The sequence below is a fragment of the Paenibacillus algorifonticola genome, from assembly GCF_000971975.1.
GTDB lineage: Bacteria > Bacillota > Bacilli > Paenibacillales > Paenibacillaceae > Pristimantibacillus > Pristimantibacillus algorifonticola.
The window spans coordinates 44,488-60,222 of record NZ_LAQO01000018.1 but is presented as its reverse complement, the minus strand read 5'-3'; the positions used below and the strand labels follow the sequence as shown (position 1 = coordinate 60,222).

The 15,735-nt window shown below is 47.5% G+C and carries 12 protein-coding genes; 7 read left to right on the top strand and 5 right to left on the bottom strand.

Annotated features, from left to right (window positions below; genetic code table 11):
* The first annotated feature begins 177 nt into the window (after positions 1–177).
* From WH37_RS22250 to WH37_RS22240, 3 genes are all read left to right on the top strand, one after another.
* On the top strand, positions 178–1,137 hold the full coding sequence (locus WH37_RS22250; protein ID WP_046232844.1) for an ABC transporter permease: 960 nt from the start codon (positions 178–180) through the stop codon (positions 1,135–1,137).
* A gap of 32 nt (positions 1,138–1,169) precedes the next feature.
* Entirely contained in the window at positions 1,170–2,057 is an 888-nt protein-coding gene (locus WH37_RS22245) for a carbohydrate ABC transporter permease (RefSeq protein WP_046232843.1), read from the top strand.
* A 105-nt stretch (positions 2,058–2,162) separates the two neighbouring features.
* The gene (locus WH37_RS22240; RefSeq protein WP_046232842.1) at positions 2,163–3,932 is read left to right on the top strand and encodes an extracellular solute-binding protein; all 1,770 of its coding nucleotides are present in this window, start codon (positions 2,163–2,165) and stop codon (positions 3,930–3,932) included.
* Positions 3,933–4,094: 162 nt separating this feature from the next.
* On the opposite strand, the gene WH37_RS22235 is transcribed toward WH37_RS22240, so the two are convergent.
* Positions 4,095–5,585 carry a glycoside hydrolase family 43 protein gene (locus WH37_RS22235; RefSeq protein WP_046232841.1) on the bottom strand — a complete coding sequence of 497 codons (1,491 nt, stop codon included), beginning with the start codon at positions 5,583–5,585 and terminating at the stop codon, positions 4,095–4,097.
* Positions 5,586–5,758: 173 nt separating this feature from the next.
* Between WH37_RS22235 and WH37_RS22230 the strand changes: the two genes are divergently transcribed.
* Complete coding sequence (locus WH37_RS22230) at positions 5,759–6,673, top strand: ArsR/SmtB family transcription factor (protein ID WP_046232940.1); 915 nt, start codon at positions 5,759–5,761, stop codon at positions 6,671–6,673.
* A 92-nt stretch (positions 6,674–6,765) separates the two neighbouring features.
* Here WH37_RS22230 and WH37_RS22225 read toward each other — a convergent pair whose 3' ends face one another.
* From WH37_RS22225 to WH37_RS22215, 3 genes are all read right to left on the bottom strand, one after another.
* A complete protein-coding gene (locus tag WH37_RS22225; protein WP_046232840.1) occupies positions 6,766–8,046 on the bottom strand; it encodes a glycoside hydrolase family 27 protein in 1,281 nt (426 codons plus the stop codon).
* A gap of 108 nt (positions 8,047–8,154) precedes the next feature.
* Entirely contained in the window at positions 8,155–9,036 is an 882-nt protein-coding gene (locus WH37_RS22220; RefSeq protein ID WP_046232839.1) for a helix-turn-helix domain-containing protein, read from the bottom strand.
* An 89-nt stretch (positions 9,037–9,125) separates the two neighbouring features.
* Positions 9,126–10,067, bottom strand: coding sequence for an AraC family transcriptional regulator (locus WH37_RS22215; protein ID WP_046232838.1), 942 nt, complete (start codon positions 10,065–10,067; stop codon positions 9,126–9,128).
* Positions 10,068–10,298: 231 nt separating this feature from the next.
* Between WH37_RS22215 and WH37_RS22210 the strand changes: the two genes are divergently transcribed.
* Together WH37_RS22210 and gnpA are read left to right on the top strand one after the other, a co-directional pair.
* Positions 10,299–11,318 (top strand): glycoside hydrolase family 88/105 protein, encoded by a 1,020-nt coding sequence (locus WH37_RS22210; RefSeq protein WP_046232837.1) that lies wholly within the window; start codon positions 10,299–10,301, stop codon positions 11,316–11,318.
* A gap of 12 nt (positions 11,319–11,330) precedes the next feature.
* Positions 11,331–13,496 (top strand): 1,3-beta-galactosyl-N-acetylhexosamine phosphorylase, encoded by a 2,166-nt coding sequence (gene gnpA, locus WH37_RS22205; protein ID WP_046232836.1) that lies wholly within the window; start codon positions 11,331–11,333, stop codon positions 13,494–13,496.
* A 157-nt stretch (positions 13,497–13,653) separates the two neighbouring features.
* Here the strand turns inward: gnpA and WH37_RS22200 are convergent, their stop codons facing one another.
* Positions 13,654–14,394 (bottom strand): MerR family transcriptional regulator, encoded by a 741-nt coding sequence (locus WH37_RS22200; protein ID WP_046232835.1) that lies wholly within the window; start codon positions 14,392–14,394, stop codon positions 13,654–13,656.
* A gap of 165 nt (positions 14,395–14,559) precedes the next feature.
* On the opposite strand from WH37_RS22200, the gene WH37_RS22195 reads away from it, so the two are divergent.
* On the top strand, positions 14,560–15,729 hold the full coding sequence (locus tag WH37_RS22195; protein WP_046232834.1) for an MFS transporter: 1,170 nt from the start codon (positions 14,560–14,562) through the stop codon (positions 15,727–15,729).
* Positions 15,730–15,735: the final 6 nt, after the last annotated feature.

Here is a 15,735-nt window from a genome sequence, read left to right as displayed (position 1 = left end):
CCCAGCGTGGCGCTGGAGCAGCTTCCGGCGCCATAAATTGTTTTGAATAGTAGGAATAAAATAATGCTGGACCCGAGACTGCTTGGTATTGGGGCCCGGACGCGGCTTCGCACACGTTTTTAATGTTAATATTTTACTTAATAGTATATAAATTGAATTAAACAGTGGAGGAGAACTATGGACATCAATACGGCAAGTAAAACCATGGTGGATGCAAAATCCCCCAAACGGTTTCAAAGCAAAGACAAGTACTATTTATTTCTGATGGCATTGCCATTTCTGGTTCTGGCTTTTTTATTCTCGTACCTGCCGCTTTACGGATGGATCTATGCCTTCTATGACTACCGGCCCGGCATTCCGCTCTCTGCTTCCGAATTCATGGGCTTTGACTGGTTCACATCAATGATATCCAATGAAATTCAGCGTCAGGAAGTTCTGAGAGTGCTGCGCAACACCTTCGCCATCAGCTCTTTAAATATTGCGACTTCCGTTTTGCCGGTCATCTTCGCAGTCTTTCTAGTTGAACTCAGAAGCACTAGATTCAAGAAAATTGTACAAACGCTTACAACATTGCCGAACTTCATCAGCTGGGTACTCGTTTATTCCTTTGCCTTCATGCTGTTCTCGGTAGATAACGGGTTTCTGAATAACCTGCTGCTGGACTTGGGGTGGATTTCTAGGCCGCTGAATATTCTCGCCTCCGATGATCATACCTGGATGGCGATGACCTTGTGGAGTGTATGGAAAGGATTAGGCTGGGGCGCGATTATGTATATTGCCGCTATTACAGGCATTGATCAGGAGATCTATGAGGCAGCAAGAGTCGATGGTGCCGGACGCTTCCGGTTGATGTGGCATGTAACTGTACCGGGCATTATGCCTACATTCTTCGTGCTGCTGCTGCTCTCGATCGGTAACTTCATTAATAACGGGATGGAGCAGTTCTATGTGTTCCAGAATGCGATGAATACGAATCATATCGAGGTTCTGGACCTGTATGTATACAACATCGGCATGACGAACTCGAACTTCGGTTTCGCAACAGCTGTAAGCATGCTGAAATCACTGGTTAGTCTGTTCCTGCTGTTCGTAGCGAATAGCATGTCCAAAATCATCCGCGGTGACAGCATCTTTTAATCTGACAGACAGAAAAGGAGAGAAGCGACATCATGCCTGCCAAAGAGAAATTTACGTTGTTCCATTTCATTAACTATGCCGTGTTTGCGATCATCACGCTCATTTGTGTATTTCCATTTTATTATCTGTTCATTAATACGATCAGCAATAATGACCTCAGCAGCAGAGGACTGATTATGTTCTATCCGAAAGACCTCCATTTTACCAACTACATGGATGTCTTTAAAATTCCCGGTCTAGGACAGGCAGCGCTTATGTCGGTCGGGCGTACGGTGATTGGCACCATTTTGACGGTTGCCGCCTCCGCCTTTCTGGGATACTTGTTCACCAAGCAAATGTGGGGACGCAAATTCTGGTACCGCTATCTGGTCATTACGATGTATTTTAACGCCGGTTTGATTCCGTGGTATTTAACGATGCTGAATCTGGGGCTGACCAATAATTTTGCCGCTTATGTATTGCCGTTCATCGTCCAGCCGTTCTTTATCATTCTCGTCAAAACCTTTGTGGAGTCTACGCCGCTCGCCCTGCAGGAGTCTGCACAAATAGATGGGGCCGGTTATTTCAAGGTTTTCACAAGTATTATATTGCCACTGATTACGCCGATTCTGGCAACCATTGCAATCTTCTCGTCGGTCACCCAGTGGAACAGCTTCACGGATACCCTATTTCTGGTCACGGATCAGAAGATGTTCACGCTTCAGTTCATTCTGTACCGCTACATGAATGAAGCGACTTCAATTGCCCAACTAATGAAGCAATCTACAGGCGCGATGGATCTGGATCTGGCCAATATGGCAACGCCGACCTCCATCCGCACAACCGTGTCCATGGTCGTTGTGCTGCCGATCCTGCTCGTGTATCCGTTCTTCCAGCGATTCTTTGTCAAAGGCATTATGATTGGCGCAGTCAAAGGCTAAACGGCCGATGTTAATTGCTTGAAGGAGGTGAAGTTCTTCTACTGAACGTCTGTTTTATGCAAGAAGGACAGCCAAAGAGTATGAACAGGGGAGGATTTTGGAAATATGAAAAAAAGATGGTATGGCTCTGCGCTGCTCATCCTAATGTGCGCTATGCTCGTATTTACTTCAGCCTGCAGCAATAATAATGGAGGGAATTCGGCGGACGGCGGTACAAAGGCTCCAGCCGCTTCCGGTAACAACGAAAACCCAGATAGAGAAGAGATCACCATTGATGTGTTCTCGATGCTGGCTAACTATGCCGGGGAGCAGCCTGGATGGTTTGCCAAGCTTGTGAAAGACAAGTTCAATATTAAGCTCAACATCATCGCCTCCAATCTAGCTGGCGGACAGCAAAAAATCGCGACCATGATGGCCTCCGGCGATCTAGGCGATCTAGTTGTGTTCGGCACCAACGGCAGAGACTATCAGGATGCCATCAAAGCGGGTCTCTTGCTGGACTTTACCAAGGACGATCTGCTGAACAAATATGGTCAGGGCTTGCTGGCCAATGCCCCGGAAGCCATTGAAGCGAACAAGAAGCAATTTGGCGGCGGCACGGCGGTATACGGAGTAGGATTTGACGTGGGAACCGGTGAAGGTCCTTCCGAAGGCGCGACGATGAATTACGGACCGAATCTCCGCTGGGACTTGTACCAGCAGCTTGGAAGCCCGGAAATCAAGACGTTGAATGATTATCTGCCACTGCTTAAAAAAATGCAGGAGCTCGAACCAAAGAGTGAAAACGGCCGTCCGACTTACGGTATTTCGCTCTGGTCCGACTGGGACGGCAGCTATATGACACTGGCCAAAGTCATTGCCCAGTTTCACGGATATAATGAAGGCGACGGCCTGAATCCGGCAGGGATGATTCTGACGCATCAGAATAAAGATGAATGGCAGGGCGTCCTTGATGAAGACGGATATTATCTTCAAGGTTTGAAGTTCTACTACGATGCGAATCAAATGGGGCTGCTTGATCCGGATTCCTTAACGCAGAAATTCTCGGATGTCTCCAACAAGATCAAAGACGGGCAAGTATTATTTTCACACTTCCCTTGGGTTGATAACGTTTACAATACCCCTGAACGTACAGCTGAGGGCAAGGGCTTTGCACTGGTGCCTTTTGCCGATGAGAAAGTCACCTCTTACGGGCAGAGCCCGTACGGCGGCAACCGGGTATGGGCAATCGGGGCGGATGCCAAGGACCCTGAGCGCATTATGGAATTCCTGAGCTGGCTGTACTCTCCGGAAGGCGTAATGGAAGCGAACTATGGCCCGAAAGGCTTGGCCTGGGATATCGACGGCAGCGGCAAGCCTTTCGTAACCGAATACGGCTGGAAGGCGCTGCCGGCGAATGCCGAGCCGGTACCAGCGGAATATGGTGGCGGCACATTCAAAGACGGTACGAATCAAATTAATAATACGACCCTGAAGCTGACGAACATCAACCCGGATACAGGGGAAACGTATGACTACAACCTGTGGCCTTCAACGCTGAATCATAATCCGGACCCGGTTACCAAAAGCTGGCGCGAAGCTACGGGTGTAATGACAGCGAAAGACTATTTTGTAAAGAACAACATGATTGAAGTCTCGAAGCCGTTCTTTACGACGGAAACCCCGGTTACCGTCCCTGCCCAGCTGCAGCAGAAGATTGACGGAATTGGAAAGATTATTAAGGAGTATTCATGGAAAATGGTCTTTGCCAAGAACGATGCTGAATTCAACAAGCTTCAGGAAGAGATGATTACGAAATCCAAAGGTCTTGGTTATGACGAAGCGGTAGCCTATGAAGTCGGAAATGCAGAGAAGATGGTTTTTCCTTTTAGATAAGGAATATATGAAGGATTAACTGCCGATTAAGTCCGGTGCGGGAATTTGCTCCAACCCAATGCATATCTTTAATTTCATACCATTAAAACAAAAAGCCGGTTTTCAGGATGTTCCTGAATAACCGGCTTTACATTTTTCTAGCAACCCATGTTTAGGAGAGATTTAAAGATATTCGCACTTGAAGTTTGAGAACTCAGCCTTAGCTTCTTCCCCATAAGCATATAAGCCGATGAGGACGCCTGTAAAGCCTCCTGCAACCTCAGAGGATAGGTATCTGGTTTGTGCCGTGCCTAAGAGAGTATCCTTGCCGTTTGCTTGAATAAGGAAGCTATAGCACTCATGGCTTGCCCGAATAATCAGAGTAGCATGGTTGTCGCTTTCCAAATCTATTTCATATTCAATGGATTTAATATCTCCGATATTCAAACGCTCAATAACTATATACCCGGTTTCAGCTTTACGTATAGCCAAATCATAATGATGATTCTCATCCATATAAAGAGTTATACCGGCTTCGCCGTGGGTGAGGCTGACATCGCATGAAATGACGGCGTTGAAGTCTCTTTGTCGTATGCCGATAAAAGTCGGGGATGCTGGAATATCCAGCGTCACTGCGGTCCCTTTAAGCGTTGCTTTATCGGATTCTAACAGGTAATTCGCTGCAATAGGATGACGAAGATAGCACCAATCCAAATTCCAATCCGTGTTCTCGAAGGTATAAAGCTTTTTCTCCTGCTGGATGACAGGACCCCAGTTCCGATCAGTGTCAAAACTCGTTAGAGTGGTGCCGTTGTGCCCTGCTGTAAACCAGCCATCCTCATCGAAGGCAACCGGTGTAAGGAAAACTTCGCGTCCGAGATGATGGTAGGTAAGCCATTGACCGATTTGACGGAAGCCCAGATGGAGCATCCACCAATTTCCTTCGTTATCCTGAACCAGATCGCCATGGCCAACCCCCTGCAGCTCATAACCGCCCTTATTGCGGTTGGTCAGTACGGGATTATTCGGGTAAGCTTCGAACGGTCCGGAAGTAGATTCTCCCCGCGCATAGATGACCATATGGCCATATTCCGTTCCGCCTTCAGCCGCCATCAGGTAATACCGGCCATTGATTTTATATAGATGCGGGCTTTCCAAATAGCGCCCGCCTGTTCCCTGCCAAATCGAGCGGCTCGGCGACAATTTGCTGCCCGTTTCAATGTCAATTTCACACTGAACAATGCCGCCTATCCCGTTATCATCTTTCCCGTTGCTCATAAAGAAGGCTTTTCCATCTTCAAAATACAAATCGGGATCGATTCCCCCCTGTTCCACATAGATCGGCTCCGACCATTCATCGTAAATATCGTCGGTCCATACATAGAAATTTTGACGAGTGGTGTCGTTGGTCGTGGTCATGTAGAATCTTCCGTTGTTGTAACGTATCGTTGGAGCAAAAACTCCGCCGGAGCTGCCCACCTTGCCGAGCTGAACCTGACTCTCTCTGGTTAGACAATGACCGATTTGCGTCCAGTTAATCAGATCCTTGCTCTCAAAAATCGGTACGCCAGGGAAGTACTGAAAGGAACTGCAAACCAGATAATAGGTGTCTTCTACTTTGCATACACTAGGGTCTGGATAAAATCCTTTGATAACCGGATTATTGTATTTCATATATCCTCCTCATTTGTTAATTCACATGTATATGAATTTAATGTGATCAGCAGCTAATGAAATTAAACACTATTGTTGAAATTCTTGCAATAGATTGGGCTTGAAGGTTCCTGTTAAATCTATTAAATTTATATATATATGATTTCAATAAATGTGGTCAGGAGATTATGATGATAATCAAAGCGAACGGGGAAGCGAAGTTCATACCGTTATATGAAGCGTTGGCCAGTGAGGTCAGATGGAAAATTATGAGTCTCATTGCCGACAGCGAAATGAACGTGAAAGATATTGCGAATCACTTAGAGCTCAGTCCCTCTATCGTCACGATGCACATCCGAAAACTCGAACAAGCCGGGCTCATCGGAAGTCGCAGGGTGCGGTTGGGCGGAGGGACGCACAAAATGTGTTTTCTCAAACAGAAAGCCGTCGAGATTGAGCTGCCGTTCGCCAGCCAGACAGCGAAGGTCAGAGAACAAAGTATTTCGGTCGGTCATTACACGGCTTTTGAAGTCCATCCTACTTGCGGGCTTGGTACGCTCGAGAAAGAGATCGGGGTATGGGATGACCCTCGATATTTTCTTGATCCCGAGCGGGTTCACGCCGCCATTCTGTGGTTTGGGTGGGGCTATGTTGAATACAAAATGCCTAACTATCTGCTTGCAAATCAAACCGCAGAGGCCATTGAAATATCGATGGAGATTGCTTCGGAAGCGCCTGGCTTAAGAGATTATTGGCCTTCGGATATTGAGTACACGTTCAACGGCATCTCCCTAGGCACATGGACTAGTCCGGCTGACTTTGGAAGAGCTGCGAGGGGGAGACTTACACCTGAATGGTGGCATCGAAATGTGAATCAATACGGGCTATTGAAGACGATTCGAATTGACAGAGCGGGTACATTTATGGATGAAGAACGTATGTCGGATGTGACCCTCGCGGATATTAAGCTGCAGGAACCGTTCTGGACGCTTCGTTTCGCCGTTGATGAGCATGCTGTTAATGCAGGAGGGTTGACCCTCTATGGTTCGGGATTCGGCAATCACGATCAGGATATTGTAATCCGCGTTCACCTGAACGAAGAATATTAATTCGATAATCTGATGGATGAAAAATTAGAAATAAAAAAAGAGATCCGGCTTATGACAGCAGATCTCTTTTTGTTGTTTTTGTTGTTGAACTCTTAGACGAATCGATAGAGGCGTACACCGTGCGGCTGTATCGTGGCCTGCAGCGAGCCTGCTGTTAACTCAGCTGGCTCTCCGCTCCACAGTTCTGTGCCTCCGGTAATGCCGGTCAGGCCGATTTGCTCAATGGCCAGATTCAGAGGCAACGGGTTCTCGCCAACGTTGAATACGGCAGCATAGCGGGCGCCATCGGTGTATTCGGCTGTCCAGACGATGAGATCTCCCTGGCAGAGGGCTTCCTTGGCTCCATGGCTCTCCCGGTGCATGCGCAGAACCTCGCGGTTGGTAAGCAGCGAAAGCGTCCAGTCATCGTTGTCCCGCAGTTCACCACCGAAGATAAGTGGCGAGCGGAAGATGCTCCAGAGCGACATCATCGTCAACTGCTCATCGCGTGTGAACCTGGTCCAACGGTCCGCCCCGCCGCCATCCACCGAGCGGATGCCGATGTGCCCGAGGGGCAGCATGTCGCAGTCCGGCCAACAGCCGGCTTTGGGGACGCCTTGCCATTTCCGGCAGCGGTCGAACATATCCAGCAGCAGCGGCCATAGATCCCAGAAATCGTCCGTAACCCGCCACATGTTGGCATGCTCGGTGAAGAACTCCGCGTATTCCACCGGAGCAGGACCAGGAGAAAGGCTCAGCACCATGGGCCGGCCGCAGCGCTCAATCGCCTTGGAGATCAGGGCTATCTCCGGCTGATGAGTGTCGTACAGCCTGGAAGCGGCGATGTCGTCTACCTTCACCAGGTCGACACCCCACTCTGCGTACAATTGAAAGAGAGAATCGTAATAGGCCTGAGCCCCTTCCTTCGACGCATCTACGCCGTACATATCCGTATTCCATGGACAGATGGAGTTCGTATGCGCAATATCGCGTGCTGTCGCAGCTGTGCCTGAGATAGGGGTAGCGGCGTGAGCGGCCTGCCGCGGAATGCCGCGCATAATATGAATGCCGAATTGCAGTCCAAGACTATGGACATAATCGGCTAATGGTTTGAAGCCCTGGCCGCCCGCTGCGGAAGGAAACCGGTTCTCGGCAGGCATCAGCCGGGAATATTCATCCATCACCAGCGGAACGAATGGACGGTATTGTGAAGAATTCGCAAAGGGCTCGTACCATTGAATATCGACGGTAATGTAGCTCCAGCCGAAGTCTTTGAGATATTCTGCCATGTATTCCGCATTGCCGCGGATTTCGTCTTCTGTTACGGCCGCGCCGTAGCAATCCCAGCTGTTCCAGCCAAGCGGCGGAGTTGGTGCTGTAAGCGTATGATTCATCGTAAAGCTCCTTTACTGATTAATTATTGCTCTTTCTAAGTTCATCATAATAAAGGAGACTAGCGATATCTATAGTAATCTTACGAGTGGAATAGTACTATATTGCGGTTAATCAAAAAACAGCCTGCGGTAGGTTAGGCTTTCGCCCCCGCTCCGGAATTCTCCCGGTGTAAGCCCGGTCAGGCTGCGGAACGCCTTAATGAAATAACTCCCGCTGGAGTAGCCAATCCGCTCGGCTATGGCTTCAATGCTCAGGCTGGTTCCCCGCAGCAGCTCCATGGCCTTCTCCGTGCGCACGCGGGTCAAATAAGCGCCGGGTGTCAGGCCCGTACTAGCCGAAAACCGGCGGATCAGGTGATATTTGGACAGGGAGACATGCTCGGAAAGCTGATCGATACTGATCATCCGTGAATAGTTGTGCTCTATAAATTCGGCTGCGAGCCTTATATTCTTTGACCAGTTGTCCCTGTCTCGCAGAGTGGTTACCTGCATTCTGGCCAGTTCTGTCACGAACTGATAGACGCAAGACGAAGCAATCAGCGGATCTGAGATTCTTCCTGCTCCCGCATCAGCCACAATCATCCGCGACAGCCGGACTGGCGCACAGTCTGCGGGCAAATGGGGGACTTCCCCCGCAACACGCAAAAATTTGCGCCAATGGGGCAAAATCAGGTTGGGCCGGAACAGCAGAAACAGGAATTGCCAGGGCTCTTTTGAATCCGGATGGTAGTAATAACGGTGGGGTCCGGGAATTTCAGCTAGAAAAGCCTGTCCGGCAGTGACCCGGTGAGTCCGGTTTTCCGACTCAAACACGCCTTCACCGGAGATGGTGTATTGGAACAACAGAAGAGGCCCATCATTCCGCTCCAGGCCGTCCCAGCGGTAAGAGGGATCGGTGATAGCATCATATCCGGCCGCATATAATACGCACAACTGCAGCTCCTTATCTTCAGCGAACCGAAAGCCGTAGGTGCCTCTGGGGATGTCCATAAATGTCCTCCTTGTCGTGAAAATACTGCTTGTCTGCCAGCGGTCAATCGATTATTACCACATGATACCCTGCCCCTGTTACTACCACCTCAAACCCACCCTGTAAACTCCAAAATCGACGCCTTTGCCGATTGTGCTTCGGATTTAGCCCCTTTACGCCATTCTTTTGGAGATGCTCCCATAAGCTTAGAGAAGCCGCGATTAAAGCTGGAAATGGAATGAAAGCCGACCTGCTCGGAGATCGAGAGGATGGAATAATCTGAGCTCTTCAACTGCTTGCAGGCCTCTTCGATCCGGGTGCTGTTCAGAAAATCAAGAGGAGCGCTGCCCATGATTTCATGGAATTTTCTGCGGAAATGGGTGGTGCTTAAGTGGCATAGATCGGCCAGAAAATCGATGGTAATAGGGGTCATATAGTTTGTCGTTATATATTCTAGTGCTGGAGAGATGACAAAATCGCTCTTCAGACTATGCTCCGCTTCTTGTTCAGCCAGCATTTCATTCGTGGAATGAATTCTAATGAGCTCTATGTAGAGGGATAGCAATAAGCCGTAGGCACTTTCCTGATAGTACGGCTTCTGCTGCTTCAATTCCTCTACAACCGATGTAGCAAGGGAATAAACCTTGGGATACTGCTCCTTATTTAAAATACAGTTCTTTCCCTGCATTCTCCACAGATTCGGCTCGAAGCTGCTGTAAGCGCTTTTAAAGGAATGCTGAAACAGATCCTCCGGCGAAAAAAAGAGATAGGACCACAGACTGGCTGTATTAGGCGAACTATAAGTGGTGTGAGGGAGATACCTTGGAAGGAAGGTGACATCGCCTGCCTTAAAAGGGATCGTTTCTCCTTTGATTTCCATAATGCCGCTATCCGAATGGCAGATACCGATCTCCAAGTGGTTGTGGAAATGAAGATGCTCGCTTTTGATATCCGAAATCCGCCAGCGTTCCCCGCTTAACAGCAAGACAGGGAAGCTGATAGGCAAGCTGTAGTGGCGGTATTCAATGACGGGCTTCTTTTTTCTGGGCATGTTCCACACTCCCGTTCCCATTACATTAATTTGAGTTGATTATAGGCGAAAGGGCTTCCGAATTCAATGAGTGAACAAGAATAAATGATTGAAATTGCACATTTTTTCTGCGAATACGCTTAGATATAGACCATTTTACTGCTTACAATAGAGAATATAAAGCGTTTACAATAAGCCCGATGGCTCTCAGGCGCCTTTGGGAGACATGTTCGAAGGAGAGGGGTAATTAGGATGCTTCAAATTACTTATGACAGGGAAGAGATATTAAGCGTTATCGACAAAGTTGCCAAAAAAACATTGGCCATGGATTTAACATGGGACTGGCCTTGCGGAGTGGCTTATTACGGCATATCCAGAGCCTATCAGACAACAGGAAATAAAGAGTATTTGGATAAGCTTATTAGCTGGGCGGATGAATATATTGAGCTGGGCGTGCCGAGCTGGACGGTCAACACCTGTGCGATGGGCCATATGCTGATTACATTGTATGAAGAGACCGGCAACCAGAAATATTGGGATATTGTGATGAGCAAGGTGGATTATCTCCAAAATAGTGCGCTGAGGTTCGGAGATCATGTGCTGCAGCATACGGTGTCCGTATCCAATGATTTTCCAGAGCAGGCTTGGGCGGACACGCTGTTTATGGCGGCATTTTTCCTGCTGCGGGTAGGAAGCAAGCTGCAAGACCAGGCCATGATTCAGGATGCCCTGAATCAATATTACTGGCATATTAAATACCTGCAAGACCCTAGCACCGGGCTCTGGTACCATGGCTACAATAATGTGAAGCAGGATCACATGTCCGGGTTTTACTGGGCGAGAGCGAATGCCTGGGGTGCTTATACGATGTCGCAGGTTAAGCCGCTGTTGAAGGAATGGTATTTGTATCCGCAGTGTATGGACGTAGAGTGCTCGCTCCGGGACCAGTTGGCCGCACTGAAGCTTGAGCAGACGGAGAACGGCTTGTGGCGGACATTGCTCGATGACGTGGAATCCTATGAGGAGGTATCTGCGTCCTGCGGAATTGCGGCGGCGATGATCAATAACGGCAATCCGCTGCACACCAAATATGTGCAGAAGGCTCTCAAAGGCATCATGGAAAATATAAGCGAAGATGGACGGGTGCTGGGTGTATCTGGCGGAACGGCAGTCATGAAGGACCGAGAAGGATACCGCAATATTCCAAAAGATTGGATTCAGGGCTGGGGACAAGGCCTGGCACTCGCTTTTCTATCCGATATGCTTAAATAGGAGGGAATCCATTTGTCGAAAAAAACGACGGGGGCCTTTACCCTGCCGGGTGAATCCGGCTATGAGGCACTGACCCTGGAATTGGCTGAACGCTGGGGCGCCGATGTCATTCGTGACAGTGACGGCACGAAGTTGTCCGATGAGATTATCAATGCAGGGTACGGTATCTATTCTACGATTTGTATCGTTAGAGACCATAATGAATGGGCGTCGCAAAATCTGGATAAGCTGCAGCAGTGTTTTTTAATTACGAATCCGAAGGTAGCGGTGCAGGATTATTTATCCGTTTATCTGATGGAGGACTTCTTCGCTGAGCAGTTCAGAGTCAATGATTCCAAAGAAGCGTTTAAGTATTGGCAGATTGTTGACCGGACGACCGGGGAAGAGGTTCCTAGAGAACAGTGGAATTATGACCGCGAATCGGGGAATGTGGTCCTTACCGGAATTGTGCCTTGGCATAAATACACGGTCAGCTTCATGGCCTACCGGATCTGGGAAGAGATCTCCATGTACAATCACACCACGAATAACTGGGACAAAGAGCATCTGATGCAGATTGATCCCATGTATCTGGAAACGCAAGAGTATATGCTGGACTGGATGGAAAACTGGTGCGCCCAGCATAAGGAAACAACGGTCGTCCGGTTCACCTCCTTATTTTATAATTTTGCCTGGATCTGGGGCAGCAGTGAGCGCAATCGCCATCTGTTCTCGGATTGGGGTTCATATGATTTCACGGTGAGTGCAAAAGCGCTTGATCTGTTCGCCAAAAAGTACGGCTATTCGCTGACGGCTGAGGATTTTGTAAATGGCGGCAAATACCGCGTCAGTCATATTCCGGCGGAGCAGCGCAAGCTCGACTGGATGGCTTTTATTAATGATTTTGTCATCGTCTTCAGCAAACAGCTGATTGATATTGTGCATAAGCACGGCAAGCTAGCGTACGTCTTCTATGATGACAGCTGGGTGGGCATGGAGCCTTATAATGACCGCTTTCAGGAGTTTGGCTTCGACGGGATGATCAAATGCGTATTCTCGGGTTATGAAGCACGGATGTGTTCCGGGATAAAAGTGGACACGCATGAAATCCGGCTGCATCCTTATTTGTTCCCGGTCGGATTAGGCGGACTGCCTACCTTTATGGAGGGCGGTGATCCTACGCTGGATGCCAAAAAGTACTGGATCAATATCCGTCGCGCCCTGCTAAGGGAGCCAATTGATCGGATAGGATTGGGTGGATACTTGCATCTGGTAGAGCCTTACCCGGATTTCTGCGATTATATCGAGAAGATTGCCAATGAATTCAGGGAAATCAAAGAGCTGCATCAGCAAGGCAAGCCGTATCAGATCAAGACGAAGGTTGCCATTTTGCACAGCTGGGGCAAGCTGAGATCGTGGACGCTGTCCGGCCATTTCCATGAGACCTATATGCATGATCTGATTCATATCAATGAGGCGTTATCCGGATTGCCGGTTGAGGTGGCGTTTATCGATTTTGAGGATATCCGTCAGGGAAAACTGCAGGACTATCATGTGGTGATCAATGCTGGTTCGGCCGGTTCAGCATGGAGCGGAGGAACGCACTGGAACGACAGCAAATGCGTGGACATTCTGACCAAATGGGTGTATGAGGGTGGTACGTTTATCGGAGTTAACCAGCCTTCGGCGGTTGAAGGGTATGACAGCTTTTTCAGAATGGCCCATATTCTCGGTCTGGATGAGGATACTGGTGCCAGAGTTGTTCATGGCAGGTGGACTTATGAGGCTCGTGACGAGCACGGATTGGTGCCTGAAGGGGCAAGCATAACAGCTAAGAAGAGCATTTATCTTACCGACGGGTCAGCTGCGGTAGCGCATGAAACGGACGGAAAAATCACCCTGTCTACGCATGCTTTTGGCAAAGGCAAGGGAATCTACCTTCCTTCGTTCGAATTCAGCTTAGAGAATACCCGCTTGCTGCTGAACCTGATCCGCTATGCCGGCAATGAGCTGCACGAAACGAAGTACATGACAGATAACTTATATACGGAGTGTGCGTATTATCCGGAAAGTAAAATACTCGTTGCGATTAACAACAGCGATCAGCTTCAAAGCACGACAATTAATACGGAATATGGGCAACAAACGTTGAAATTAGCTCCGTATGACACGATGATCATGACGATTGGCGGTTCATAAAAATACAATATGAATGAATCCGCGAGGATATCAATGGTTATCAAAGATTATCCAAGATTATCAAATGCAGAAAGCCGCTCTCTAATGGAGCGGCTTTCTGCTTCCCAAACACGACTCGTGCTTAGCACGACTGTATGACGGGCAAGAGGGGAATCAATTAATCAATCTCTAGCCATGCTTCAAAAAAATTACGCAGTTCTTGTCCCTCTTCCTTGGTTGAAACAAGATATTTACAAATAATATGACCTGGCTTGTACCCCAAACGTTGTGAAGTGCTCCAAAATTCCTCTGCATTCATTTGTTGGTCTCGGTTCATCCAGAGCAATCCATACAGATAGTTTCTTTCTTCATCGTCACCTTCGCGTATAATATTTTTTACCTCCGAATCTACAAACATGCCGCAGACCATTGAATCATTCAAAGGACCAGAAAGTATATCGGCCGATAGACCAGGGTCATCCAAATACAACTGCACCATTTCTTTATCCTGAAAATTAAAAGAGCGGACTGGTGATAGCTTGGCTTTTATTACGCGCAGTGGTTGAGCTTGCATATGCTGATATTTTTCCAGATTTTTCTCTCTTGCTTCGATTCGTTCGGTCACTTGCTGTAAATAGGCGATTTTCTGTTCCAATTCAGTCTTTGTTTCTCTCAATAATAAGTTTAAATCATCGGCACTCTTGGTGTTGATGATTTTGATTGTAGATAGGGGGAGCTCAAGACTTCTGAAAAAAATAATATCACAAATATCGAGCATCGTTTGGTATGAAAAATTCCGGTAGTTGTTATCGTCGTTGCGTTCAAAGCGGATCAGGCCCTCATTATCCCAAAACCTCAATGTTGATGTAGGCACACCGAGAGCTTCTGAGACATCGCTGATCTTTATAAATGGTTCCATATATTATTTCCTTTACTTAAGATATTGACTTTAAAGTTACTTTAAAGTTTATAATTTTTGATTGTAGCATATTAGAAAGGCGAATAGAACTAAACTTTCATGTGCGCATTTACTTAGAGAACTTGTAAAGCATCGATAAAGAGGAAACACAGGGGGAGAGCAACGATGGTTACGTTACTGCTAATTGTTATTTATCTTGCATTTATAGGTCTTGGATTGCCAGACGCCTTGCTAGGCAGTGCTTGGTCAGTTATGAAACTCGATATTGGCGCCAGAACAGAAATGGCAGGTTATATATCGTTAGTGATCTCATTTTGTACGGTTATATCCAGTTTATTTGCGAGCAGATTGTTGCATAGGTTCGGCACAGGTAAGGTAACTTTATTCAGCATCCTATCAACAACGATCGCCTTATTTGGATTTTCTGTATCAAATGAGTTTTTATTCTTTATATTTCTTGCAATTCCTTTGGGCTTAGGCGCCGGTTCTGTAGATGCAGCATTAAGCAACTATGTAGCGCTGCATTTCAAAGCCAAGCATATGAGTTGGCTGCATTGCTTCTGGGGAGTTGGAGCAATGTCGGGACCTATTGTTATGTCATTTTCGCTTGATAATGGAGGTGACTGGCGTGCAGGATACGTTACGATAGCGATATTACTTACTGTTATATTGGCAATATTATTGGCATCGCTGTCTTTGTGGAAAGTTTTGGAGAACGGAAAGATAGGAAATGACGACGAAAAGAAAGCAGTCAGCAACCGAGAGGCTTTGCAAATCCCTGGTGTTAAAATGTCCATGGTTTCGATGCTTTGTTACAATGGTTCGGAAACAGCCGCAGGTCTATGGATGGCATCCTTTTTTATAGCTAGTAAAGGGATTTCTCCTGGGAAAGCAGCGGCTCTGTCCTCCTTATTTTATATTGGCATCATAATAGGACGTATTTTTTCAGGATTTCTCTCGACCTATGTATCAAGTAAAAGCCTTATAAGATACGGTGGGTTAGTTGGCTGTGCGGGACTGCTGATTCTTATTTTACCAGTTCCATATGGGATTGCTGCAGGAGCCTTGTTTGTTGTAGGGCTAGGTGGCGCACCCATCTATCCTAGTATTGTTCATGCAACACCGGAACGATTTGGGGAAAAAGCTTCTTCGAGTGTAATTGGACTTGAAATGGCAAGCGCTTATACGGGTTCAACTCTGATTCCATTATTAATGGGGATTATTGCAAGCCAATTCGGCATGTTCATGGTACCCATTATTTTGCTGATCCTGTTTAGTATCATGTTTGCATCTTCAGAAATGGTTAATAGAGTTCACAAGCATAAGCTTGTATAACGAAGT

Bases quoted from the DNA above. Each gene is read 5' to 3' on its own strand.
- WH37_RS22225 (WP_046232840.1), bottom strand. From the start codon at position 8,046: ATGAATCATACGCTTACAGCACCAACTCCGCCGCTTGGCTGGAACAGC.
- WH37_RS22250 (WP_046232844.1), top strand. From the start codon at position 178: ATGGACATCAATACGGCAAGTAAAACCATGGTGGATGCAAAATCCCCC.
- WH37_RS22245 (WP_046232843.1), top strand. From the start codon at position 1,170: ATGCCTGCCAAAGAGAAATTTACGTTGTTCCATTTCATTAACTATGCC.
- WH37_RS22235 (WP_046232841.1), bottom strand. From the start codon at position 5,585: ATGAAATACAATAATCCGGTTATCAAAGGATTTTATCCAGACCCTAGT.
- WH37_RS22215 (WP_046232838.1), bottom strand. From the start codon at position 10,067: ATGCCCAGAAAAAAGAAGCCCGTCATTGAATACCGCCACTACAGCTTG.
- WH37_RS22210 (WP_046232837.1), top strand. From the start codon at position 10,299: ATGCTTCAAATTACTTATGACAGGGAAGAGATATTAAGCGTTATCGAC.
- WH37_RS22200 (WP_046232835.1), bottom strand. From the start codon at position 14,394: ATGGAACCATTTATAAAGATCAGCGATGTCTCAGAAGCTCTCGGTGTG.
- WH37_RS22240 (WP_046232842.1), top strand. From the start codon at position 2,163: ATGAAAAAAAGATGGTATGGCTCTGCGCTGCTCATCCTAATGTGCGCT.
- WH37_RS22220 (WP_046232839.1), bottom strand. From the start codon at position 9,036: ATGGACATCCCCAGAGGCACCTACGGCTTTCGGTTCGCTGAAGATAAG.
- WH37_RS22195 (WP_046232834.1), top strand. From the start codon at position 14,560: ATGGTTACGTTACTGCTAATTGTTATTTATCTTGCATTTATAGGTCTT.